The sequence below is a fragment of the Nocardiopsis algeriensis genome (genome assembly GCF_014203695.1).
Lineage (GTDB): Bacteria > Actinomycetota > Actinomycetes > Streptosporangiales > Streptosporangiaceae > Nocardiopsis > Nocardiopsis algeriensis.
In genome coordinates this window covers 191,272-213,901 of record NZ_JACHJO010000003.1, presented here as the reverse complement: position 1 = coordinate 213,901, position 22,630 = coordinate 191,272, and the positions used below count along the sequence as shown (strand labels likewise).

Sequence of the window (22,630 nt, the reverse complement as noted above, 5' to 3'; positions counted from 1 at the left end):
TGTTACCTTCTGTTGCGCTCGCAGCTGTGACCGGGAAGGCGCCCCCATGCCCTTGGACCCCAACATGCCCGAGTCCGCACGCACCGCCATCAAGGTGCTCACCGGCATCGAGGTCCCCACCGCCAACCCCCACGCCATGCGCGCCGCCGCCGAGATCTACCGAACCCTCGAAGACCGCCTCCTCACCGTCCTGGTCCCCCTGGTCGAAACCGTACGCCGCCGCGTACGCACCAACTTCGACGGACGCACCGCCGACTTCTACGACCGCTCCCTCGACCAGTTCACCAAAGGCGACAACGACTACATCGGCTCCGCCGCCCAGACCTCGCGCACCCTGACCACCGAACTACGCAAAGGCGCCGCCAACGCCGAATACATGGCCATGATGGTCATCGGCCAGTTCGTCCAACTCGCCCTGGAGATCGCCTGGGCCATCGCCACCGCCAAATTCACCTTCGGCGCCAGCCTCAAACTCATCCCCGTCTTCAAAGCCATCCGCAGCCTGGCCATCCGACGCATCCTGGCCTGGTTCCTGCTCACCGTCCCCAGCCACCAGATCCTCAGCCAGATCTTCGCCAGCCTCGACAGCATCATCCAACGCCTGCAGATCGACAACGGCACCCGCGACACCTGGGACAACAAACTCACCAAGGGCGCCCACACCGGCGCGGTCTTCGAAGGACTGGTCTCCGCAGGCCTGGCCGGCGGCATCGACCTGTTCCTGAGCAACCGGATCAGCAAGGTCTTCAACGACCACCTCGACAACCTGCGCACACTCCCCGACCCCAAGCCCATCGGTCCTGGGACTCCTCCTCCCCCCAGGACAGCGGATCCCCTACCCGGCCCGCTCCCCGGTCCCACTCCCCGGGGCACTGTGCCCGATACAGCTCCTCCTTCCTCGCTCAACGGGGACCTGGCCGACCTGTTCGGACGCCACGACAACGACCTCCTGGCCCCCTTCAGCGGCGGAACCCCCGGCCGCGTCCCCTGGGACAACGCCGCCAACGCCACCCGACTGCGCGACGATCTCTCCGACCTGTTCACACGCCACTTCGCCGACCACCTGGGCACCACCAGCGCCCGCGACCTGGGCCGCGACTACGCCGACACCCTCATCCGCCACTGGAACACCCCCGACCTGCACGGACAGCTCAAGAACACCCTCGGCAACCGGCTGCCCCCGCACCTGCGCGACCACCTCGCCCACACCCCCGCCAACATCCACACCCACCTGCAAAAACACAACAGCAAAGCCACCACCTACCTCCAACACCTGGGCCTGGGCATGGGAAGCGGCGCCCTGGAGGGCTACCTCGGCGAAGGCCTGGGCAACGCCGCCCAGGGCGAGGGCTGGAAAGCCTCCGTCTGGTCGGCCACCGCCGGCGCCGGCCAAGCAGGCACCCAACAAGTCACCACCGACAGCGCCCTGGCCGGCATCAACGCCCTCACAACACCACCCGCCCTGCCCGATCCCCTCACACCCCCAACCGACACCGAGGGAAAGAACCCCACAGCCGACAACATCGGTCGAGAGAGCTCGGGCGGCGGCAGGCCCGGGCCCTCAGGCAACGGACCGTCCGGCGACGACGACTCCACCCACGGCAACGGCCCCGACAGAAGCCAGGACGGGCAGAACACCGCTTCCCCAGGGAAGGACCAGGACGCACCCGGACCGCACAGCTCGCAAGAGGACACCCACCAACCAGAACCCGCGGCGAAGGACAACACGGACACCACGCAGCAGGGGCCCTCCGACGACCACGACTGGCCACTCGCGGACATGCCCGACCTCCGCACCGAACAGCGCATGCCCGCCCCCGAGACACTCGACGGCTCCAAGCCCCTGTCCGACCACCCGGGCCCCAGCCCGTTCGACCCCCTGGGTCTGCTCGACGAAAAACCCGGATTCCCCGCCTTCCTGAACCTCTCCCCCAAGAACGACTTCCCCTTCTCACCCCTGCCCTGGCCCGGCCACCAGAACAACCTCACCGTCTTCATGCTCAACGAGCTCTCCCACACCGGACCCGACCCGACACCAGGAGAGACCGACCCCGCACCCACCCACAACACAACACAACAGACAACTCAGACGACCCCGGCACCACTTGGTTCTCCCGAAACCGGAACCGGCCACCAAGGGAGCAAACCAGAGGTTGGAACCACGCCACCAAAAGACAGCTCATCCCACAACCGTCCTGCGCGTGACAGCGAAGGGCGCCCCGGCCATCGGTCATCTACCGAGAACTCCGACGACGGGTTCGCCGAATATCTCGCCCTCGCAGACGCCTACGAAGCCGCCCTCGCACACACCGACGAGTCCGCCGACAGCGCCGGCCACAGCCAGCCAGGAATCACCGGCCCCGAGCCCGCACCCGTCCCGGAACAGAACACGGCACAAGACACCTCTGCCTCCGACGCTCCGAGAGCACCCCGCCAAGAGGCAGAGCAGCCACCCGTACCCACCAGCACCGGGCAGCAGGAGAACACCCCCGAGGCGGGAACCACCCCGCTGGAAAGCGGCTCCAACCGTCCTGTCCACGACAGCGACAACTCCCCCGAGCATCGGCTGTCCACCCCCGATGACGGGCTCGCCGACAGCACCGACACCTCCGGCCACGACCAGCCCGGGGCCCCCGACCCAGATCCCGCACCCGTCCCGGAGCAGAGCACGACGGCCGACGCACAACTTCCCGCCGGCCACTCCGAGAGCGGTTCCTGGGAGACCTACTTCACCGACAGCAACGCCGATTCCGAGCAGGAAGACCGCCCCGGAGAAGACGAGTTCCGGCTCGGCCCCCACTACATCGACCACCGATTCGACCCCCGCTTCAGCCACATCCCACCCCGCCTCTACCGCCGCCATCTCACCGACGACCTCGACACCCCCTCCCTCTCCGACGGCTCCTTCACCGACGACGACCTCGACACCACCCCGCACCACAACCCCACCGACAACGAGACGCCCCCAGAACTGCCCCCACACCGCTCCGCGCCACCACCCGAGAGAAACCAGGACCCCGACGAGCAGGAGCCGAACCCCGAGTCCGACCTCTCCGACACCGACTCCTGGGAGACCTACTCCACCAGCAGCAACCCCGACACCGGGTCCGACCCCGGCGGACCCCCCTACCGGGGATCGGTGGAGGCGGACAGGTCCGGCACCCCTTACGATCTGGCCTATCTGCTGACGTCCAGCCTGGTGAACTCGACGATGATCCATGTCGAGCACATGGCCTCGTTCGTGGACGACGCACTCGACACGAGCGGTCTCGACCCGGCGGCGGCCGGCGCGGTCCGGCAAGATGTCGCCGCGCAGGCCCGCCGGGACATGACCGCGTTCTTCCGGCCGGGCGGTTTCCGGACCGCGGCCCTCCGGGCGGACGGCTCCACCTGGCAGGTGCGGGTGGAGCTGCGTCCCACCGACGGCCTCTTTCACCACGCACCCTCGGAAGCGGCCCAGGAGGGCTCGGCCGCCCCCGAGTTGAAACTGGTCGACGAGGCCGGTGAGGGCAACCCCGCGGAGAGCAGCGGCGTCCACGGCGGCAACAAGTACGTCGGCATCGGTTTCCAGGTCTCGCCGCTGCTCATCGGCCCTCCCCGAGCAGGAGCCCTGGGTCCGCGCTTCCTCTTCACCCTCACCGGAGGAACGCGCCAGCGCGCGACCGGGCAGAGCACCTCGATCCTGTACGACGGGTACAGCAGCTACGAGATCAAGGGCAAACCGGAGATCTATGTCTCCGACGTGACCATGTCCTTCACCATGGCACCGGAGGACGGCCCGGGCGGAGGACCCGACGACGGCCTCCCCCCGGTGAACGTGGAGGCGCCCTCCGCCAACGGTCTGATCCTGGTCCTGCCGGGCACGGTCACCGGCAAGGGTGTGGAGGGCGGCTTCGACGTCACCGACCCCTTCGCACGCAGGGAGCAGAGGAACGGGGACCGGGCAGGAAGCACCCCGGAAAGGGGAAACCAGGAAGGGAACGGCCGAGGAGGCCGCCCGGGAGAGGACCCCCGGCAGCCGAGCCCTCACGCGGGCAACGGCCATCCCGTCTGGGTGGGGCCCCTCCTCTCCGGCGACCGGAGCAGCCCGTCCCCCGGCAAGCCCTTGGCCGACTGGGTCCGCGACCACCTCTGGCCCCCCGACCGGCACCGCGCGTGGTGGAGGTCGGCGCTGGACGCGGTCGACCCGGGGGCGGAGGAGCGCCGCCAGAGGCGCCTGGACCTCTTCCACCAGCAGGTGGAGGAGAAGTTCGGGGACAAGGCCCTGCGCAACAACCTGCCGAAGATGACCAACGATTCCGCGGTCTTCGCCGTCACCGACCCCTCGGGTACCAGCCGGCTGGTCGCTCTCACCTCCGTACCGACCTCCTACAGCCCGAAGGACCACTCCGTTCCGCCCGCCAAGTACATCAAGGGCAACAGGACCGAGCGGGAGAGCGGAACCTCGACCAAGCACAGCGACATCCTGGGCGGCACCTTCGGCGGAGGTGTCAGCGTCGACGCCGGGGCGCCGGGCGACAGGTACAGAGCGCGCGTGGACGCGATCGCGGTCGAAGGCGGTCTGCGCGGCAGGTCGACCGACGAGAGCACGCGGTCCTCCTCCGGTTCTGCCAACCGGATGAACTACGGCAAGACCCCCTCGTCCGCCTACGACGTCCGGCGCACCTACTACGTGCACTTCGACGGGGAACCCCGGACGTACCGCTTCCACGGCGACAGCGTCGAGATCCTCACCGACGAGGAGGTGCGGATGATGAAGGGCGAGGCTCCGTCGGACAAGGTGCCGGCGCGGACGGACCCCGCCGGCGGAGGAGGAAGCGCGCTCGCAGGCAACCGGAACCCCGCCGCACCCGCGGAGGGCACGCCCACCGCCGCAGGAGGGAGCACAGGGCCGGAGAGCGGCGGCACCGCTCCGCGACCGCCCCGGCCCAACCTGGCCGAGGAGCACCCGACCACCCTGCACGGAGCGGTCCCCCGCGAGTTCACCTGGCCGGACGGAAGCCAGTACCGGGAGGTCGGAGGACAGCAGCGCACCCTCTACCAGGAGATCACCCACCGGGTGCTGACGGCACTGGCCGACAAGCGCCCGGGGCTGGTGCTGCCCGACCTGTCCAGGAGCAGGGCCGACTTCGCGCGCAGGCCGGGGCGCCCGGACGGGGAGTTCTTCAGCGGTTCCCTCCGCGAGCACCGGCCGTTTCGGCGCGACCACGACATCGCCGTCTTCAACACCCACCGGGTCATGGACGCGATCTCCGCGGCGAGCCTCAAGAGCGGCGCGGACGACATGGCGCTGAAGGGGATCGCCGTCCATCTGATCGAATCGCGGAGGTTCAGCCCCTCCGCCCTCTTCGCCTCGGGCCGGGAGGTGATCCGTCCGCCGTTCGTGACAGTGCGCGTCACCGCCGGCTTCGGTGCCCTGCGCCATGCCGGGGACACGAGGAGGGGAACCGGCGGCGAGTACACCGGGGCGTCGGAGCGCACCAGCGGCTCCGGGTCGCAGTTCCGCAAGACGGTACGGGGCACGACCGGCGCCTACGTCCGCAAGGGAAACGCCCTCGACGCGGCCGGCAACCCCGAGGACGGCGGTCTGGCCTCGGCCACGCTGCAGTTCAGCAGTTCCACGGGAGACGGACGGGGCGTCGGCGTCAAGACCCAGAGCGAGGAGATCGTCCAGTACCCGGAGGGCTCCAGCGTCTGGAACTCCGATGTCCGCATCTCGGCGAAGCTCCACGAGAACGACGACGTCGGCACGGTGCCGGTCGACACCCCGGAGCACGAGCGCGGGATCGACCTGTTCGACGAACCGGTCCGGGCCCTGCTGACACTGGACACCCCCAGGGCCGTCGCCGACGGCGGACAGCAGGGACGCGGCACCGGCCCGGCCCAGGTCACCGACATCCGGCCGATACCCGTCGACCAGGCGCAGGAGATCATCGAGGGCCGCACGGCACCGGAACCGGACCACGTGCACAAGACCCGGGACGTGTCCGGGAAGATCAGGAACTTCCTCGGCAGGGAGGCGACCCGGCAGCCCCCGGCCAACGGGGAGCAGGCGGCACCCGGGGCAGGCGGTGGCCACCGGGACACCGGCGAGCGGAACCGGCCCGACACGCGCACGGTCCAGCAGCGCCGCACCGACGCGGCCCGCGATCTGGGCGCGACCGTCGAACACGTCAACACCAGGTTCACCACCGGTGACGGCAACCCGGTGAGCACATTGCTCGAGGCCGCCTACGCGAACTTCTCCCCGGTTCCTCCCTGGGAGGGGCGCGACGGTGTCCGGCGCACCCCGGGCAGGTTCGGCTTCGCGCGCAAGCTGCGCCACTTCCTGCTCGGCAGCCAGGGCGGCGCCCAGTTCTACGCACACCTCCTCTCCCCCGAGAACCTCGCGGGCAACCCGGCCCTGCACTCCTCCAGCGGCCTGCGCGCACGCACGGAGATGAGCGGCGGGCTGCTGTCCCCCCACGACATCCGCGCGACGATGGCCACCACGTTCGACATCGACTCCGTCGACCGCTTCGAGCAGGCCGAGGGCGCGATCGTCTGGAAGGGCAAGAACACCGCCGAGGTGTTCACCAAATCGGGTCGGCGCAGGGACCTGGCACTGCGCTTTCCCGGTGCCGGCCGCTACAACCCCAACCCGCTCCGGTCCTCCGCGGACGGCACAGGCGCCCCGCCGGACGCGCCCGACTCGGCCACGGCCCCGCTGCTGCAGGCCGGCCCCTCGGCGGGCCTGAGCCTGTTCGACCGCTACTCGAGCAGCAAGGTCTCGTCGAAGTACTCCGAGACGGTCGAGTTCCATCCCAAGATCGAGATGTCCTACTCCTACTCCGCGTCGGGCCGTGTCACCCAGGCCGTGGAGTTCGTCAAGAACTGGAGCATCGGGCCGACGTTTCCGCGGACCGCACGCTACCGGGGCTGGCAGGCCAGGGTGTCCGGCCTCGTCACCGGCCTGATACACGTGCGCGACGCCCACCGGGAGGGCCTGGTCGAGGACAGGGTCGTGGAGAACCGGGACGGCACCCTGACCAGGTCTTCCCAGCCCGGACCGGAGGAACCGCAGGGTGTCCGGCTGCGGCCGGGGTTCGAGGACTCGGGCAAGCTCATCCGGCCCGCCGACCCCGGCCGCGCACTGCAGACACTCGCCAACCGGCTGGCGGAACAGGGATGGGAACTGACCGGGGAGAGCCGGGAGAACATCCTGCACGCCCTCACCACCCACACGGGTCTCAACCCGAACTCGGGCGCCCCGATCCCGGTGAAGGTCCGGGCCATCGACCACTCCGTCCGCCACCTCAACTCCCCCACGACGGCCCCCCTGTCCCTGGACGCGACCGTCACCCTGGGTCTGGAGACGACCGGTACCCGGATCAAGTACCTGGGCGGCAACACCGAGTACCGGCAGAAGCAGGGCCGGGAGGACTCGGCCAAGATCCAGGAGGGGGACGAGAGATCCGCCGTCGCCGGCGCGCAGGGAGGGCTGCTCGCCCCCCTGCCCCGCCCCGGCGGGGACCAGGTCCCGGATTCCGCCCCACCGAGCCGTCCGTACGTCATGGGCCTGTACGGCGACGCCTCCGCGACGGGCACGAGGGGTGGCAGCGACACCGTCAAGGACACCGGCAAGCGGTCTGTCGGCCTGACCATGGAGACGCCCTACGCCAGGGTGTCGATGGACACGAGCCTACGCATCGACCTGCACATATCCGAGAAGCAGGGGGCGGCCAACACCGTACTGTCGGAGCTTCCGGGGACACGGCGGGACTTCACCGCCACCGAGGAGTCGGGGCGGGTGGAGGGGCTCTATCCGGCCCCCTACCTGGACTTCGGGCGCGGCGGCCACGCGCCCGACGCACGGACCGGCACGCCCGGCGCCACGGCTCCGGAGAACCCCGCCACCGCCGTCCACCACTCCTCCGCCGACACGCTGCGCGCCTGGACCGAGGCCAACGATCCCCACGGGCGGGGCGACGTCGGCGGGGCCGTGCTGCTGCCCGTGGGCGTGGAGAACCGCGGACAGGACATCCGCGACACCGTGAACGTCGTCGTGGCCGAATCCCTGGGGTGGACTCCTCCCGCCGGCTCCGTCACGGACGGGCGCCACACCCCCGGGGCCGTCGACTCGGCTCGCAGGCACGTGGCGGAAAAACTGGCGCTGAACTCCCGGAACAACACACTGGAGCAGAGTCTCAGCCCCCTCGCCCTCAAGGCCCTGTTCCTCGACGCCAACGCCCCCGAGGGCATCGAGATGCTCGACCTCGGCCGGACCACCTGGGCCCTTCGCGCCGTACCGGACCCCGGGTCCGCGCGGATCCTGGACTTCAACCCGAACATCCGCCTGACCGACTCCTCGGAGTCGGGCAGGACGTTCTCCCCGGCCCGGGACGCTTCGACCACGACGGCCATGGGCATGTCCGAGCGCCCCTCGGGCCGCTCGGACACGGAAGCGGTGACCGGTGTCCACCACGGAGCGGCCGGCCACCAGTCGTCGTCGGTCTCGGGAGGAGACACCGCACGCGGCAGCAAACCCAAGGAGCCTCCGCATTCCGACCGCGTCCGCACCGGCCCGGCCTACCTGGTGGAGATGGACACCCGCTGGGTCGCCACCGCCAGTTCGCGGGAGCGCGGACCGTGGTACAGGCGCACGGCCCGGTACGTGGGCGAGAAGGCCGCCGAGGCCGGCCGGTGGAGCGCCGACAGGTTCCGCGCTGCCCTCGGAGCCGGGGCCGCCCCGGCCCCGGCTCCTCCTCCGAGCACCTGGCGGACGAGGGAGGCCCGGGCGAGGACGACCGTCTGGATCAGCCGGGGTGACGCGGAGAGGCTGGGCGTCCTCACCCCGGACAGGGCCGCGGCCGTCGACCGGCTGACCGCCGACTTCGCCGTGCTGCAGAAGAACCTCAAGGACACGGAGAAGAAGTACCTCAAGGCCCGGTTCGCACTGGACCCTGCGGCCGACAGGTGGGCGGCCTCGGGCGACGGTGCCGCGCGCGACCGGTACAAGGAGCTGGAGGACACGTACCTCGCCGCGCTCGACGCGTTCCAACAGGCGATCGACGCCTGGGTGGAAGGGCTCGGCACACTGCGTGAGGGGCTGGCCGCGCTGCCCCCCGCGCCAGAGCGTTCCCGACCGCCGACCGTGAGCGGCGGCGCGCCCCCCGACACCGTCCAGGAGGAGGCCGCCGACGCGGGGGAGCCGCCGGCGGGGGCCGGCCTGCCCGACCTCGCCGAGAGGTTCAACTCCGAGCTCAACCTCGTTCCCGCGAGGAACCGCAGGACCCCGGCAACGGGGTGACGGCGGCCGGGCAGAATGGAGCGGAGCCCGCCGGCGAGACCTGGATCCCGACACAGGACGGCGGGCAGGCCCCCCGAAAGTCTGGAGTGCACACGCGTTGACCGAGAACACCGAACCGGGCAGGACACGGCAGCGCGCGGCCGCATGTGCGGCGGCCGCGGCACTGGCGCTGTGCTCGCCCGCCCTGACCGTCCCGGCGGCCGCGGACCCGACCGGCGACCCCGCTCCCCTTCCCCAGGTCCACCCGTTCAAGGGGGCGGACGAGGCGTGCGCCGGGGAGAGCGGGGAGACGGTGGACCAGACCCCGTGGACGCACTCCTTCCTCGGCCTGGCGGGGGCCCACGAGCTGAGCACGGGCCAAGGGGTGGAGGTCGCGCTGCTGGCCACCGCGGCGGACGGTGGCGTTCCCGCGCTGTCGGAGGCCGTGGAGGGGGGCGGATCCGACTGCCTCGGCTTCGGCACCTTCCTGGCCGGAGTGGTCTCCGCGCGTCCGGTCGAGGGCAGCGGCCTGGTCGGTGTGGCACCGGGGGCGTCGCTGAGGGTCCTGCCGACCGGGGACGCCGGCACCGGTCTGGCCTCGGCGGAGGAGATCGCCGACGGAATCGGGCGTGCGGTGGAGTCCGGGGCCCGGGTGGTGCTGGTGGGGACGGGTACCTGGGAGGACTCCCCGGAACTGGAGGCAGCCGCGGCCGAGGCGGCCGAGGCCGACGTGCTGGTCGTGGCCCCGGCCACGGTCGCGACGTCGCAGGGGCTCCTGCCCGGGTATCCGGCGCAGGAGGAGTCGGTCCTGAGCGTGGCCGCCCACGACGTGGACGGCGCCCCTGTCGCCCGGGCACCTGTGCTGCTGCCGTCCGGTGACCTGGCCCGGGTGGACCTGACCGCCCCCGGTGACCGGGTGGTGGGAACGGCGCCCGGGGGCGGGCACGCCGCCGCTTCGGGCGACGGCGTGGCGGCGGCGTTCGCGGCCGGGTCCGCCGCGCTGCTCATGGCGCGCGAGCCGGAGCTGTCGGCGCGGGAGGTGCGCGAGCGCCTGGTGTCCACCGCCTATCCCTCCCCTCTGGGGGCGGCGGACCCGCTGCGGGGCAGCGGCCGGATCGACCCGCTGGGTGCGATGGCCGAGTCGGGGGACGGGGCCGCCGCCGGGGTCCCGGGGGAGCCGTTCACCGCCGGCCCCTCACCGCGGGGTTCCCTGCGGGAGGTTCCGACCGCGGCCGTGGTGGCCGGGTCGGTGCTGCTGATCGTGCTGTGCGTCCTGGGCGGCGCGGCGGTCCGGCGGGGCCGGGCCCGCGGCCGGCGCCCCGCTTCCCCGGGCGAGCCGGTCGAAGGCTGAGAGCGTGTTCGGGCAGGCCCTCCCCTGTCCTGACGTGATCCTGCTCCCGAGTGCAGGATCGTCGGACGGGAAGCGGGGGCTCACTCCTCGGCGCCCTCGGCGATGGCGAGCTGGACCTCCACCGGGTCGCGGCGCGAGATCCACAGGGCCCGGCCCGGAGGCATGGTGCGGGCGCGGATGTTGCCGAACAGCATGCCCTCGGAGGGCGGGCAGGACAGCATGATGCTCGGTGTGTTGAAGTCGATGAGCGACCGGACGACGGGGTCCGAGGAGGCCCGCCCGAAACCGCCCGCGGCGTGGGCGATGATCACGTGCAGGCCGATCTCCGCGCCCTGGGTGAGCATCGGCAGGAGCGGTGCCAGGGGGTTGGGGCCGCTGCCGGAGACCATCTCCAGGTCGTCGATGACGATGAACAGCTCGGGCCCGGTCCACCAGTCGCGTCTGCGGATGCGGTCGGGGGTGATGTCGGGGCCGGGCAGGCGCACCTTCATGGCCTGTGCCGCGGCCGCCATCATCTCCTTGACGCTGTCGGCCGAGACCGCGTAGCCCAGCTGCATCTCCTTGGGCACGGCGTCGTAGAGCCGGCGGCGCTGGTCGGCGAGCACGACCCTGGCGGTGGAGGGATCGTAGTGCCGCCGGATCGCGTTGGTGACGTGCCGCAGCAGGGTGGTCTTGCCGGTCTCGGTGTCGCCGACCACGAGCAGGTGGGGGGTCGTGCCGAAGTCGTGCCAGAACGGCTGCATCCGGCGGCTCTCCAGCCCCAGCGGCACCTTGAGTCCGCCGGCTTCGGTCAGTTCCGACGGAGGCAGTTCGGAGGCGTACAGCTTCGGGGGCAGGGTGCGCACCGGCGGCGCCGCGGGTCCGTCCCAGGCGGCGCGCACGCGCTCGACGAGTTCGGCCGTGCCCACCGACAGGGTCACCGGGTCGGGGCGGCCGTCGGCGCGGGGCAGTCCGGTGAGGAAGTGGTACTTGTCCTCGGTGATGCCGCGGCCGGGTACGCGCGGGACGGTCTGGGCGGCGCGCATGTGCACCATCGAGTCGACGGGATCGCCCAGGCGCAGCTCGAAGCGCGTGCCCATCAGGTCGCGGACGCCGGTGTGGAAGTCGGCCCAGCGCGGTGAGGCGACCACGACGTGCAGGCCGTAGTTGAGGCCGCGCTGGACGAGCTGGACGATGGGCGCGACCAGGTCCATGTGGTCCTGGCGGATGGTGCCCCAGCCGTCGATGAGGAGGAAGACGTCGCCGTGGGGGTCGTCGGCGAACTCCCCGGCCGCGCGGCGCCTGCGGTAGGTGTTCATCGAGTCGACGCCGTGTTCGGCGAAGAGGGCCTCGCGCCGGGTGAGCAGCTCGTGCATCTCCATGACGGTGCGGTTGATGCGCCGCTCGTCGGTGCGCGACGCGACGCTGCCCACGTGCGGCAGGCCGCTGAGCGAGTTCAGGACGCCGCCGCCGCAGTCGATGCCGTAGAACTGCACCTGGGCGGGGGTGTTGCGCACCGCCAGGGCGAGGACGAGCGTGGCCAGCATCGTGCTCTTGCCGCTCTGCGGTCCGCCCGCGATGCCCACGTGGCCGCCGGCGCCGGACAGGTCGGCGACCAGGGGCAGGCGCAGGTGTTCGAAGGGGCGGTCGACGATGCCGAGCGGCACGGTCAGGAAGGTCTCGTCCCCCCAGGCCAGGCCGCCCTCGGGCACCTGCGTGCCGACCATGGCGAGCAGCTCGTCGAGCAGCGGCGGCACGTCCAGCGGCGGCAGCCACACCTCGCGGGCGGCGGGCCCCTGCCCGGAGAGGCGGTCCAGGGCGATGTCCAGGAGGGTCGCGGTGCTCTCCTCCTGCTCCTGGTCGACGGGTTCGGGTTCGGGCTCGTCCCGGGGCACGGCGGTGTCGGTGAAGAGCACCACCTCGCCGCCGGCGGCGGACCTGCTCGCGGCCCGCCGCCGGGTCCGGTAGGGGCCCGAGACGTAGGCGGCCTTGAAGCGGGTGAGGGTCTCGGTGTCGGTCTTGAGGAAGCCGTTGCCGGGGGCGGAGGGCAGCTGGTGGGCGTCGGGCACCCCCAGGACGCCCCGGCTCTCGATGGCGGAGAAGGTACGCAGCGCGATCCGGTACGACAGGTGGCCCTCCAGCTGGTGCATGCGGCCCTCGTCCAGGCGCTGGGAGGCCAGCAGCAGGTGGACGCCCAGGCTGCGGCCCAGGCGCCCGATCATCACGAACAGGTCCATGAAGTCGCGGTGGGCGGCGAGCAGCTCGCTGAACTCGTCGACGACCACGAACAGGGTGGGCATCGGCGCCATGGACGGGTCGGACTCGCGGGCCTTCTCGTACTCGTGGACGGAACTGAAGTTGCCGGCCGCGCGCAGCTGCTCCTGGCGGCGCACGAGCTCTCCGTGCAGGGCGTCCTGCATGCGGTCGACCAGGATCGCCTCGTCGGCCAGGTTGGTGATGAGCGCCGAGGTGTGCCGGAGGCCGTCGAGGCCGATGAACGTGGCGCCGCCCTTGAAGTCGACGAGCACGAAGTTGAGGGTCTCGGAGGAATGGGTGAGGGCGAGCCCCAGCACGAGGGTGCGCAGCAGCTCGCTCTTGCCCGAGCCGGTGGCGCCGATGAGCATGCCGTGCGGGCCCATGCCGCCCAGCGCGGACTCCTTGAGGTCGAGTTCCAGCGGCGCGCCGTCGGAGGTCATGCCGATGGGGACGCGCAGCCGGTCCTTGGGGTGCAGTTCGCTCCACATCCGCTCGGTGTCGTGGCCGTGCAGGTCGGCGACACCGAGCAGGGTGGTGAGCTCGAAGTCGGTGGTGAGCGGTTCGGTGACCTCGACGGCCATGCCGATCCGGTAGGGGGCGAGCAGGCGGGCCAGGGATGCGGCCCGGGTGGGGCCGAGGGAGTCGGGGCGGCCCAGCACCTCCTCGGTGTCGCGTCCGGTGTTGTCCCGGGAGAGCATGACCAGGCGGTCGGGCTCCACCCTCAGGGCCAGCGTGTAGGGGTCGTCCTCGGGCGGCATGGGGTCGGCGACGTCGACGACGACGGCGTTGCGGTATCCGCCGCCCAGCAGCCGCGAACCCGGCGGGATCCGGCCGCCGTCCACGACGACGACGGTGAAGGGCTCCTCCCTGCTGGGGATCGCGGTGGGGTCGAAGCGCGGGCGGTCGGCGAGGTCGGCGCCCAGGAGCTGCTCCAGTTCCGAGGCGTCGGTGCACAGCAGGCGGGCGGCTCCCGCGCCGTCGCGGGCGGTGGGGTGCTGGGTGTGCGGCAGCCACTTGGTCCACGACCAGTGGGGCAGCGCCTCCTCCGAGGCGCACACCGCGATCCGCAGTTCGTCGTGGGCGTGGAAGACGGCCAGCTGCCCCAGGAGGGCGCGCACGAGAGCGCGGGAGGCGGCCAGGTCGCCGCGCAGGGTGATGCGGGCGTAGCCGCGCAGGTACACCTGGACCGGCTGGTCCTCGACGGTGCCGTAGGCGCGGATGAAGCGGCGCAGGGCGTGGGCGCTGAGGGGTTCGAGGTCCTCCACGGGCTTGGAGGAGACCGGGGAGATGTCCATGGCCAGGGCCTGTTCGCCGACGGCGACGCGCACCTCGGCGAAGTCCTCGTCGTCGGAACGGCGCTCCCACAGGCGGGAGGTGCGCACGATCGACCACAGGGCGTCGGGGTGGGGTGCCCGCCAGAGCATGGCGTCGCGCTGCTCGGTGACGACCTCCCGCAGGCGGACGCGCATCTGCTTGAGATAGCGCAGGTAGTCGCGGCGGTCGTCGTTGAGCTTCTGCCTGCGCTCCAGGAGGGCGCGCACGTACTGGCCGCCGAGCATGACCACGGCGCCCACGAGCATCATGCCGCCGGCCAGGTAGGGCATGGCGGTGCTCCCGCCGCCTCCGGGGCGGATGAACAGCAGCACCATCGCCATGGAGGTCAGGGCCATCGGCAGGTACATGAACAGCGACGACATGCTCGACTGCGGTTCGGAGAGCTCGGGGGGCTCCTGGAGGGTGATCTCCCCCGAGGGCAGGTCGGGCCCGGGCCGCCGGGGCGGACGGCGGACGAGGATCGTACTCACGGGGGCGGGGCCCTCCTTGTCGGACCGCGGGAGGCGCCGTCGGGCGCTCGGCAGGGAACGGTGGCGCGGCGCTCGGGTGACGAGTATGGTGCCGCAAACGCTACTGTGACCAAACAACATCACAAATTCGGAAACTTGAACCAACACATCTCCAAAAAGCGTTGCCGGAGTGTTAGCGTCGCTTCCGCTCCTGTCACGTAGACGCGCATGATGGGCCCCACCGGATGAACGACTCCGCGTCCGCGGACCTGTGCCGCCTCCTGATCCGCGCCCCCGGGCGCACCTTCGAGATCGCGGCCCCCACCGAGGTCCCCCTCTCCGAGATCCTGCCGACCCTCGTGCTCTACGCCGAGGGCGACAACGGCGAGGACCTCGACGAGAGCGGACTGGAACACGACGGCTGGGTCCTCCAGCAGCTGGGCGACGACCCGCTGGAGGAGGACGAGACCCTCCGCTCCCTGGGCCTGTGCCACGGGGAGACCCTCTACCTGCGCCCGCGGCGCGACCAGCTGCCGCCCGTGCACTTCGACGACCTCACCGACGGGGTCGCGACCGGGATGGCCGAGCGCCCGGACCGCTGGCGCCCCGAGCACACCCGCCTTCTCCTCCAGGCCCTGGGCCTGGCGGTGCTGCTCACCGGCCTGACCGTGCTCGCCACGGGCGGCCGCGGCCCGCTGACCGCGCTGAGCGCCGCGTGCTCCGCGGTGTTCATGCTGCTGTCGGCCTGGGCCGCCTCCCGCGCCATGGGCGACCTGCGCGCCGCCACCGGCCTGGCCGCGACGGCCACCCTGGCCATGGCACTGGCCGGGGCGTCCGTGCCCTCGGGTGAACCCGGCACCGTGCTGACGGGTGCGGTGCTGCTCACCGGCGCCGTGACCGCTGCCGGGGCGAGCGTGCTGGGGCTGGCCGCGGTGGCGGGCTCGGTGCCCTTCTTCGCCGGGCTGTTCACCGTCGAGGTCCTGTGCGCGCTGGGCGGGCTCTCGCTCATGTTCCTGCCCGGCGCCACGGCCCCGGCGGTGGCGGGCCTGATCGCCCTCGTCGCCCTGCTCACCGGCACGTTCGCACCCCAGCTGGCCTTCCGCCTCTCGGGACTGAGACTGCCGCCGCTGCCCTCCAACCCCGAACAGCTCCAGGAGGGCATCGACCCCTTCCCCGCCCGCGACGTCCTGGACCGCACCGCCCTGGCCGACCGCTTCCAGACCGCCCTGTACGCCGCCACCGGCGCCGTGCTCGCCGTCTGCCTGGTCGTGCTGGCCGCCTCCCCCGGCTGGGTACCGGCGACGCTGTGCGTCGTGGTGTCCCTGGTGATGCTGCTGCAGTCCCGGGGACTGGCCGGCGCCTGGCAGCGCGGAGCCGTGATCGCCCCGGCCTGGGCCGGGCTGACCGCCCTGGCCCTGACCCTGTCCTGGAGTGCGGACGCGCTTCCGCGCCTGCTCGCCACCGTCGGCCTGTTCGCCGCCACGGCGGTGCTGGCCGTGGTGTCGTGGACCCTGCCGGGCCGCCGCTCCCTGCCGCACTGGGGACGGGCCGCCGAGATCCTCCAGTCCCTGCTGACCGTGGCGATCGTGTCCCTCGTCCTGGCCGGCTTCGGCGTGTTCGCGCTCCTGCGCGGGATCGGCGGCTGACATGCAGTCGCGCCGAGACCGGGTGATGGCCCACACCTTCACCGTCGGACGCCTGGGTACCGCGATGCTGGAGGGCGACCCCGACGCGGTCGACGCCCCCATGCGCCGCACCCGCAGCGGAACCTACATCGGCACGGCGATCGCCGCCGTCCTGTGCGTGGGCTTCCTGGTGTTCGGCCTGATCTTCCCCGGCGGCGCGAGCACCTGGCGCCAGGAGGGGCGCCTGGTCGTCGAACGCGACAGCGGGGCCTCCTACCTGTACTCCGGAGGTGTGCTGCGGCCGGTCGACAACTACGCCTCGGCCCGCCTGATCCAGGGCGGGGAGGACGCCGTCAGCCTGGTCTCGGCCCGCTCCCTGGACGGAGTGCCGGTGGGCGGCCCCGTCGGCATCGCCGGTGCGCCCGACGCGCTTCCGGACCCCGAGGCGGCGGCCTCGTCGGTGTGGCGGCTGTGCGCCCTGCCGCCGGAGAAGGGCGAGCGGGCCCGCACCGCGCTGGTGGTCGGCGACGCACCCGACCCGAACCCGCCCGCCGGCGACCGCGCCGTCCTGGTCACCGACCCGGAGGGCGCCCCCCACCTGCTCTGGCAGGGCACCCGCCTGCGCCTGGACGAGGAGGGCGGCGCCGTGCAGGCCCTCGGCTACGGCACGAGCCGGGCGCTGCCCGTCACCCCGGCCTTCCTCGACACCGTGCCGACCGCCCCCGACCTGGCCGCCCCCGAGGTGCCGGGGGCGGGCGAGGAGGGCGCGGTGCTGGCCGGTGCGCCCCGGCGCGTGGGCCAGGTGTTCGCGGTCTCCGCCCCCGGGCAGGACGACCAGCACCACCTGCTGACGCGGGAGGGACTCGTCCCGCTCACCCTCACCGAGGCGCTGCTGCTGCTCGCCGACCCCGGCATCGCGGAGGCCGCCTACGCGGGTTCGGCCCCCGAGGCCGTCCCCCTTCCGGCCGGCGAGGCGCACGCGGGCCTGGCCCCCGGCGCGGAGGAGGCCGGCGGCCGGGAGCCCCGGCTCCCGGCGGTACCGCCGAAGCTGCTGGAGGACGACGGGCGGGCACCGTGCGTGCGGCTGGATCCCGACGGCTCCCTGTCCCTGACCATGGACGGCCCCGACTCGCTGGAGGCCTGGCCGGTGCAGGAGCGTCCGGGTACCGCCCCCGGATGCCCCACCCCCGACCTGGTGGGCATCCCCGCCGGGGAGGGTGCGCTGGTCCGCGCCCGTCCCGTCGGCGGCAGCAGCTCCTCCCCCACCCACTACCTCGTCACGGACGCCGCCGCGAAGTACCCCGTGGCCGGCGACAGCGCCCTGACCGCGCTCGGCTACGACGCGGAGCAGGCCCTGCCCGTACCGACCCCCCTGCTCCGGCTGCTGCCCACAGGCCCGCTGCTCGCCGAGGAGACCGCCGCACTGCCACTGGCTCCTCCCGCCCGCGCCGACGGCACCGGGTGCCCCCAGTGAAACCCATCAGAGGAGAGAAGAGATGACCCAGAGGACACGCAACACGGAGGAGGCCAACCGGATCGCCCAGGAGGCGATGTCGGAGGCCTACAACAACTGCCGGAGCATCTACACCAGCGTGGACAACACCCGCGACCAGCTGCGCGTCTCCTGGCGCGGCGCCGCGGCCAACAGCTACTTCGAGGCGCTGGTCCTCTGGCTGGAGGAGCTGCGCCTCATCACCAACGACATGAACCGGATGATCGGCACCTTCGGCGGAACCGTCCAGCAGATGCTCCAGACCGAGGACCAGGCGGTCCTGACCGGTTCGAGCTGGATCGGTGAGCTCAACCCGAACCAGTCCGGCTGAGCCCGCGATGCCCGGGCCCCGCCCTCCAGGAACCCCTCCCCGAAAGGCAGAACACCCATGAACGGTTTCGACATCAACTACGGCCCGGTCGAGGATGCCAAGGGCATGCTGCGCACCCAGACCGAGGCGGTGGCCAGGCAGATCGAGGAGCTCGACGCCCAGATGCAGGCGGTCAGGAGCGACCTGGAGGGTGCGACCGCGGAGAACTACGACGCCAAGGTCAAGTCCTGGCGCATGAACGTCGAGGACATGCGCGTCCTGCTGGCCAAGGCGGAGATCGCCCTGGGCCAGATCGCCCAGAACTACTCGACCACCGACAACCGCGAGGCCATGAACTGGTCCGCGCTGATGTAGCCCTCCCCCTCCGGGGCGGGCACCCCGCCACTCCCCTCGACGGGTGCCCGCCCCTCCCCTGCCGGTACGAACACCCCACGAACGACCGCCCGTGCGGGCGGTGAGGAGGTCCTGACGTGGAGAACAGCCTCTTCGACTTCCGAGCTGCCCTCTCCGGCGAGGTGCCGACGGAGTCCGCGGCCTCGGAGGACTCCCCCGCCCCCGAGGCGGGGTCTCCTGTCGTGTTGAAGGCGGGGCGACCGGGCGGCGCCCCGATCGGTATCGACCTCACGACCGGCCTGCTCCTGCTCCGCAGCGATTCGGGAACCGTCCGGGTCGACACCGGGACACAGGAGGCGGTCCTCGACCCGGACGGGGGCGAGGTGGTCGTCGACGACAGTGGAATGGCCGTCCTCCGGGCGCAGGCCCGGGGGAACGGCTCGCCCGACCTCCCCGACGGGGAGGAGGTCCGCCACACCGTCCTGGCCGAGGCGCCGGAGGAGGCGGACTTCTCCGGGCAGGAGGGATCCCGCGACACGGGGGCTCACACGGAGCCCTTGACCGAAACCCGCGTCCTCACGGAGGCCGAGGCATCTCCCGTCCCGGCGGAGCCGGCGGTCCTGCTGAAGAGGGACCCGGTTCTTCCGGAATCCGCGGTACCGGCCACCGAGCCCGTCTTCTCCGGGAAGCTGATATCCGCGCCGGAGCCCGGTTCCCCGGTGGAGGACGCCGGTTCCGGGGAGGAGGGCACGCAGGAGGACACCGGTCCGGTGGTGACCGTCGACCCCGCGACCGGGGCGATCACCGTCGAGGCCGGGGATCTCGAGCTCACCGTGGACCCGGAGACGGGAACCCTCGGGGTCGAGCCCGGGGAGCGGAGCCTTCCCCTCGACCCCGAGGCCGGGCCGGTCGTGGTCGAGGCCGGGGGTATGCGGCTCACCGTGGACCCCGGGAAGAACACCATCGGCATCGAGGCGGTGGAGACCGACGAGGGTACCGAGGCCCTCACCATCGAGGTCGGCGACCTGCGCCTCACCGTGGACCCCGAGACCGATGAGATCACCGTGGACCCGGGGGACGGGGAGGTCTCGGTCGATCCCGGGACGGGCCTGGTCACCATTTCCGAACCGAAGGGGCAGCAGGACGGGGGGTCGCAGGAGCAGGGAAGCCGGACCGGCCCGGAGGAGCACGTGCGGTCCGTGCCGAAGGACGACGGCTCGGGGGTCGAGGCCGGAGCAGGGCAGGCCCCGTTCGCGCCGGCCACCGGCACCCCTGCCGGGGGTGTCGGTCCGGACGGCGGAGCAGGACAGTCGACCTCGCAGGACCCGGCGACCTCGGAGAACCTGGCGACCTCGGAGGACCCGGCGGACGGGAATCCTCCGGTGGACTCCGGCCCTGCGAGCGATCCTCCCACCGACCTCGGCCAGGACCTCGGCGCCCTGGCCACCGCACCGCAGCAGCAGGAGCCCCTCATGCAAAGCCTCCGGGACGAAATTCCCGGAGATCCTCCCCATACCTCTTCTGTCAGGCCGTCCCCCACCACCAGCACAATTCCTCCGACCGGGGAAACCTCCTCCGACGACTCCCCCGAGGACAGCGGCGAGGACAAGGGCGAGGGCACCGAACCCGGGGACGACAGCACCCAGGACCTCGACGCCCTGGCCACCACACAGCGGCAGCGGGGGCCCCTCATGCAGGGCATCTCGGACGAGATTCCCGGGGGTTCCCCTCACATCCCTGTCAGCACGTTCTCCCCCACCACCGGCACGACCACTCCGACCGGGGAAACCTCCTCCGACGACTCCCCCGAGGACGACGGCGACGACTCCCCCGAGGACAGCGGCGACGACAAGGGCGGCGAGGACGGCGGGAACGGCACGGACGACGGTTCGGGAGACGGCAAGAACGAAGGCACAGCGATCGACCTCGATCGGCTGAAGGCCTTCCAGAGGGACTTCCTGCTTCCCCTCCGGGAGCGGGCCAGTGAGGAGACCGCTCGATTCTCCCGCTACCAGAGCGATTCCTCCGGGAGCGGCGAAGGTGGCCCGCACATCTTGCTCGGCAACGAGAAGTTCCTGCCGATCGCCGGTGAACTCGCCAAGGAGATCGACACGTCCATGTCCAAACTCCACGCCATCCTCACCGCCCTGGAGGACGAGCTCATCCGGGTCGAGGACCGGCTCAGTTCGAACATGACCGCCTTCGTCGAGCTGGAGGACGCACAGCACCTCAGCGCCCAGGAGGTGGTCGACCTGATCGGGAGTCCCTCGGTCGGTCGCGGCGGCGCCGGAGCCGGTGCCTTCACCACCACCGATACCGACACGAGCGACACGGCCTAGTCACACGGACGAGGAACAGGGAGGAGCACATGCCGGATCTGCCGAAGCTGCACGAGATCATGAACGTCTTCGCCGACAGGGAGGAGGGTGGCAAGCACCCCCCGATGCCGGCGATGGACACGGTGACGAAACCCAAGTGGCTCGATCTCGGCCGCTACCACTTCTGGCGCGACGACCACTTCTTCAAGGGGTTCGACTTCAAGAACGTGGACCGGTGGTGGCGCTTCGGAGAGTCGGTCCCCACGGGCGTCGGGTACGGCTACGTCAACATCACGCGGTGGAACTACGCCGGCTACAAGATGCAGGACCAGCTGTGGACCGGCCCCGACTCCGTCGAGGCCAAGTTCCTGAAAGGTCTGGCCGACCTGACCAACGTCGCGAACATGGCATCGGGCGAGCTGGCGTCCACCTCCTACGACCAGAGCACGATCTGGGACATCTCCGTGAACGTGGCACGCCTGGACGACTTCCTCGAGAGCCAGGTCGGCAACAACGACGCGGGACTGCTCCAGGCGTACAAGAGCATCGACGTCCCCGACAGCGCCATGCGCGGGTCTGCGGCCGCCGCGTTCGCCGCACGGCTGTACGACATGGCCAAGCGACTCGCCGATCTCAGCCAGCAGCTGCACCGCTTCCACAACGAGGTGAACAACCTGCGCGCGCCCCTGCTGGAACGGCTCAGCGCCTTGTCCGATGCGGTGAACACGGCACTGAAGGGCACGAACAGCACCATCAAGGGCACGCTCGACAACTGGTACTTCACCGTGTCCGTGGGCTCGGAGCGGTGGAACGAGGCGCGCGGGCAGTTCGAGATCAAGTACCACGACGACCCTCCCACGTACGGAATCGTCGGCGACGCCATCACCGACTCCAACATCAACCAGGTGCTGAAGAACCGCTGGACGGAGAACTACAGGCCGGTCATCACCGCTGCCGAGGACCTCTACACCACGATGCAAGATCACTACCAGCAGGCAGCCGCCAACCTGATGCCGATCAGGGAACCGGCCGGGGGCCTGCCTCCGGGTTACTCCTCTCCCGGCAACGGAACGGGGTCGGACGGCAGCGACATCCCCCCATGGCTCAAGGACCTCTACGAGGACGGGCCCGGCGGCGGTGTTCCCGACTGGCTCGAGAACCTCGGCGGCGGTGGGAACCCCGACCCCTTGAACCTCAACGGACCGGGCGGAGACAGCGACGGCAACGGTGTTCCCGACTGGCTCGACAGCCTCGGCAGCGGTGGGAACCCCGACCCCTTGAACCTCAACGGACCGGGGGGAGGCGGCTCTCCGGGTCTCGGCGGCCTCGGGGGCGGAAACGGCGGCGCCACCGACTGGCTCGGCAACCTGGACGACATCGGTGGAAGCACGCCGCTCGGTCTCAACGGCCCGGACGGCGGAAACGTCGGCGCCACCGACATCGGGTCCGGCAACCCCGGCCCGCTGCCTGTCGGACTCGGTGGCCTCGGCGGACTGGGCGGACTGGGCGGCCTCGGCGGACTGGGCGGCGGCCCGAACGATCGGGGCCGCAGTCCCGGGCTCGGCACGAACTTCCCCTACAGCGGTTCGCTGGAGTCGGACCCGGGTTCCGGGCTGCCGATCGACCCGGCCACCGGCGCCCCCTACCCCGTCGACCCCGAGACCGGCCGACCCTACAGCCCCTCCACCGGCCTGCCCATCAACTTCGACCCCGGCACCGGGCAGGTCCTGCCCATCGACCCCGTCACCGGACAGCCCGTCGGCATCGGGGAGAAGGGCAGCGGTCTGGAGTTCGACCCGGGTTCCGGGCTGCCGATCGACCCGGCCACCGGCGCCCCCTACCCCGTCGACCCCGAGACCGGCCGACCCTACAGCCCCTCCACCGGCCTGCCCA

At 71.7% G+C, this 22,630-nt stretch carries 8 protein-coding genes and 1 pseudogene; 8 read left to right on the top strand and 1 reads right to left on the bottom strand.

Annotated features, from left to right (window positions below; all coding sequences use genetic code 11):
• Nucleotides 1–46: 46 nt before the first annotated feature.
• Together FHS13_RS05405 and FHS13_RS05400 are read left to right on the top strand one after the other, a co-directional pair.
• The gene (locus FHS13_RS05405; RefSeq protein ID WP_184288451.1) at nt 47–9,289 is read left to right on the top strand and encodes a hypothetical protein; all 9,243 of its coding nucleotides are present in this window, start codon (nt 47–49) and stop codon (nt 9,287–9,289) included.
• Nucleotides 9,290–9,386: 97 nt separating this feature from the next.
• Nucleotides 9,387–10,619: a S8 family serine peptidase gene (locus FHS13_RS05400; protein ID WP_184288448.1), complete on the top strand. Its 1,233-nt coding sequence runs from the start codon at nt 9,387–9,389 to the stop codon at nt 10,617–10,619.
• 80 nt (nt 10,620–10,699) lie between these two features.
• On the opposite strand, the gene eccCa is transcribed toward FHS13_RS05400, so the two are convergent.
• Nucleotides 10,700–14,659 carry a type VII secretion protein EccCa gene (gene eccCa, locus FHS13_RS05395; RefSeq protein WP_184288445.1) on the bottom strand — a complete coding sequence of 1,320 codons (3,960 nt, stop codon included), beginning with the start codon at nt 14,657–14,659 and terminating at the stop codon, nt 10,700–10,702.
• A 224-nt stretch (nt 14,660–14,883) separates the two neighbouring features.
• Between eccCa and eccD the strand changes: the two genes are divergently transcribed.
• The 6 genes and pseudogenes from eccD to FHS13_RS05365 all read left to right on the top strand — a co-directional run.
• Nucleotides 14,884–16,284 (top strand): type VII secretion integral membrane protein EccD, encoded by a 1,401-nt coding sequence (gene eccD / locus FHS13_RS05390; RefSeq protein WP_184288443.1) that lies wholly within the window; start codon nt 14,884–14,886, stop codon nt 16,282–16,284.
• A gap of 1 nt (nt 16,285) precedes the next feature.
• Nucleotides 16,286–17,737 carry a type VII secretion protein EccB gene (gene eccB / locus FHS13_RS05385; RefSeq protein WP_184288441.1) on the top strand — a complete coding sequence of 484 codons (1,452 nt, stop codon included), beginning with the start codon at nt 16,286–16,288 and terminating at the stop codon, nt 17,735–17,737.
• A 22-nt stretch (nt 17,738–17,759) separates the two neighbouring features.
• Nucleotides 17,760–18,086: a WXG100 family type VII secretion target gene (locus FHS13_RS05380; RefSeq protein ID WP_184288438.1), complete on the top strand. Its 327-nt coding sequence runs from the start codon at nt 17,760–17,762 to the stop codon at nt 18,084–18,086.
• Nucleotides 18,087–18,143: 57 nt separating this feature from the next.
• Entirely contained in the window at nt 18,144–18,440 is a 297-nt protein-coding gene (locus FHS13_RS05375; RefSeq protein WP_184288435.1) for a WXG100 family type VII secretion target, read from the top strand.
• Nucleotides 18,441–18,556: 116 nt separating this feature from the next.
• The gene (locus FHS13_RS05370; RefSeq protein WP_184288432.1) at nt 18,557–20,758 is read left to right on the top strand and encodes a hypothetical protein; all 2,202 of its coding nucleotides are present in this window, start codon (nt 18,557–18,559) and stop codon (nt 20,756–20,758) included.
• Between the two features lie 29 nt (nt 20,759–20,787).
• A pseudogene (locus FHS13_RS05365) lies at nt 20,788–22,630 on the top strand (hypothetical protein); the annotation flags it as partial.

Coding starts and splice junctions, on each gene's coding strand:
- FHS13_RS05405 (WP_184288451.1), top strand. CDS start 47: ATGCCCTTGGACCCCAACATGCCCGAGTCCGCACGCACCGCCATCAAG.
- eccD (WP_184288443.1), top strand. CDS start 14,884: ATGAACGACTCCGCGTCCGCGGACCTGTGCCGCCTCCTGATCCGCGCC.
- eccB (WP_184288441.1), top strand. CDS start 16,286: ATGCAGTCGCGCCGAGACCGGGTGATGGCCCACACCTTCACCGTCGGA.
- FHS13_RS05380 (WP_184288438.1), top strand. CDS start 17,760: ATGACCCAGAGGACACGCAACACGGAGGAGGCCAACCGGATCGCCCAG.
- FHS13_RS05375 (WP_184288435.1), top strand. CDS start 18,144: ATGAACGGTTTCGACATCAACTACGGCCCGGTCGAGGATGCCAAGGGC.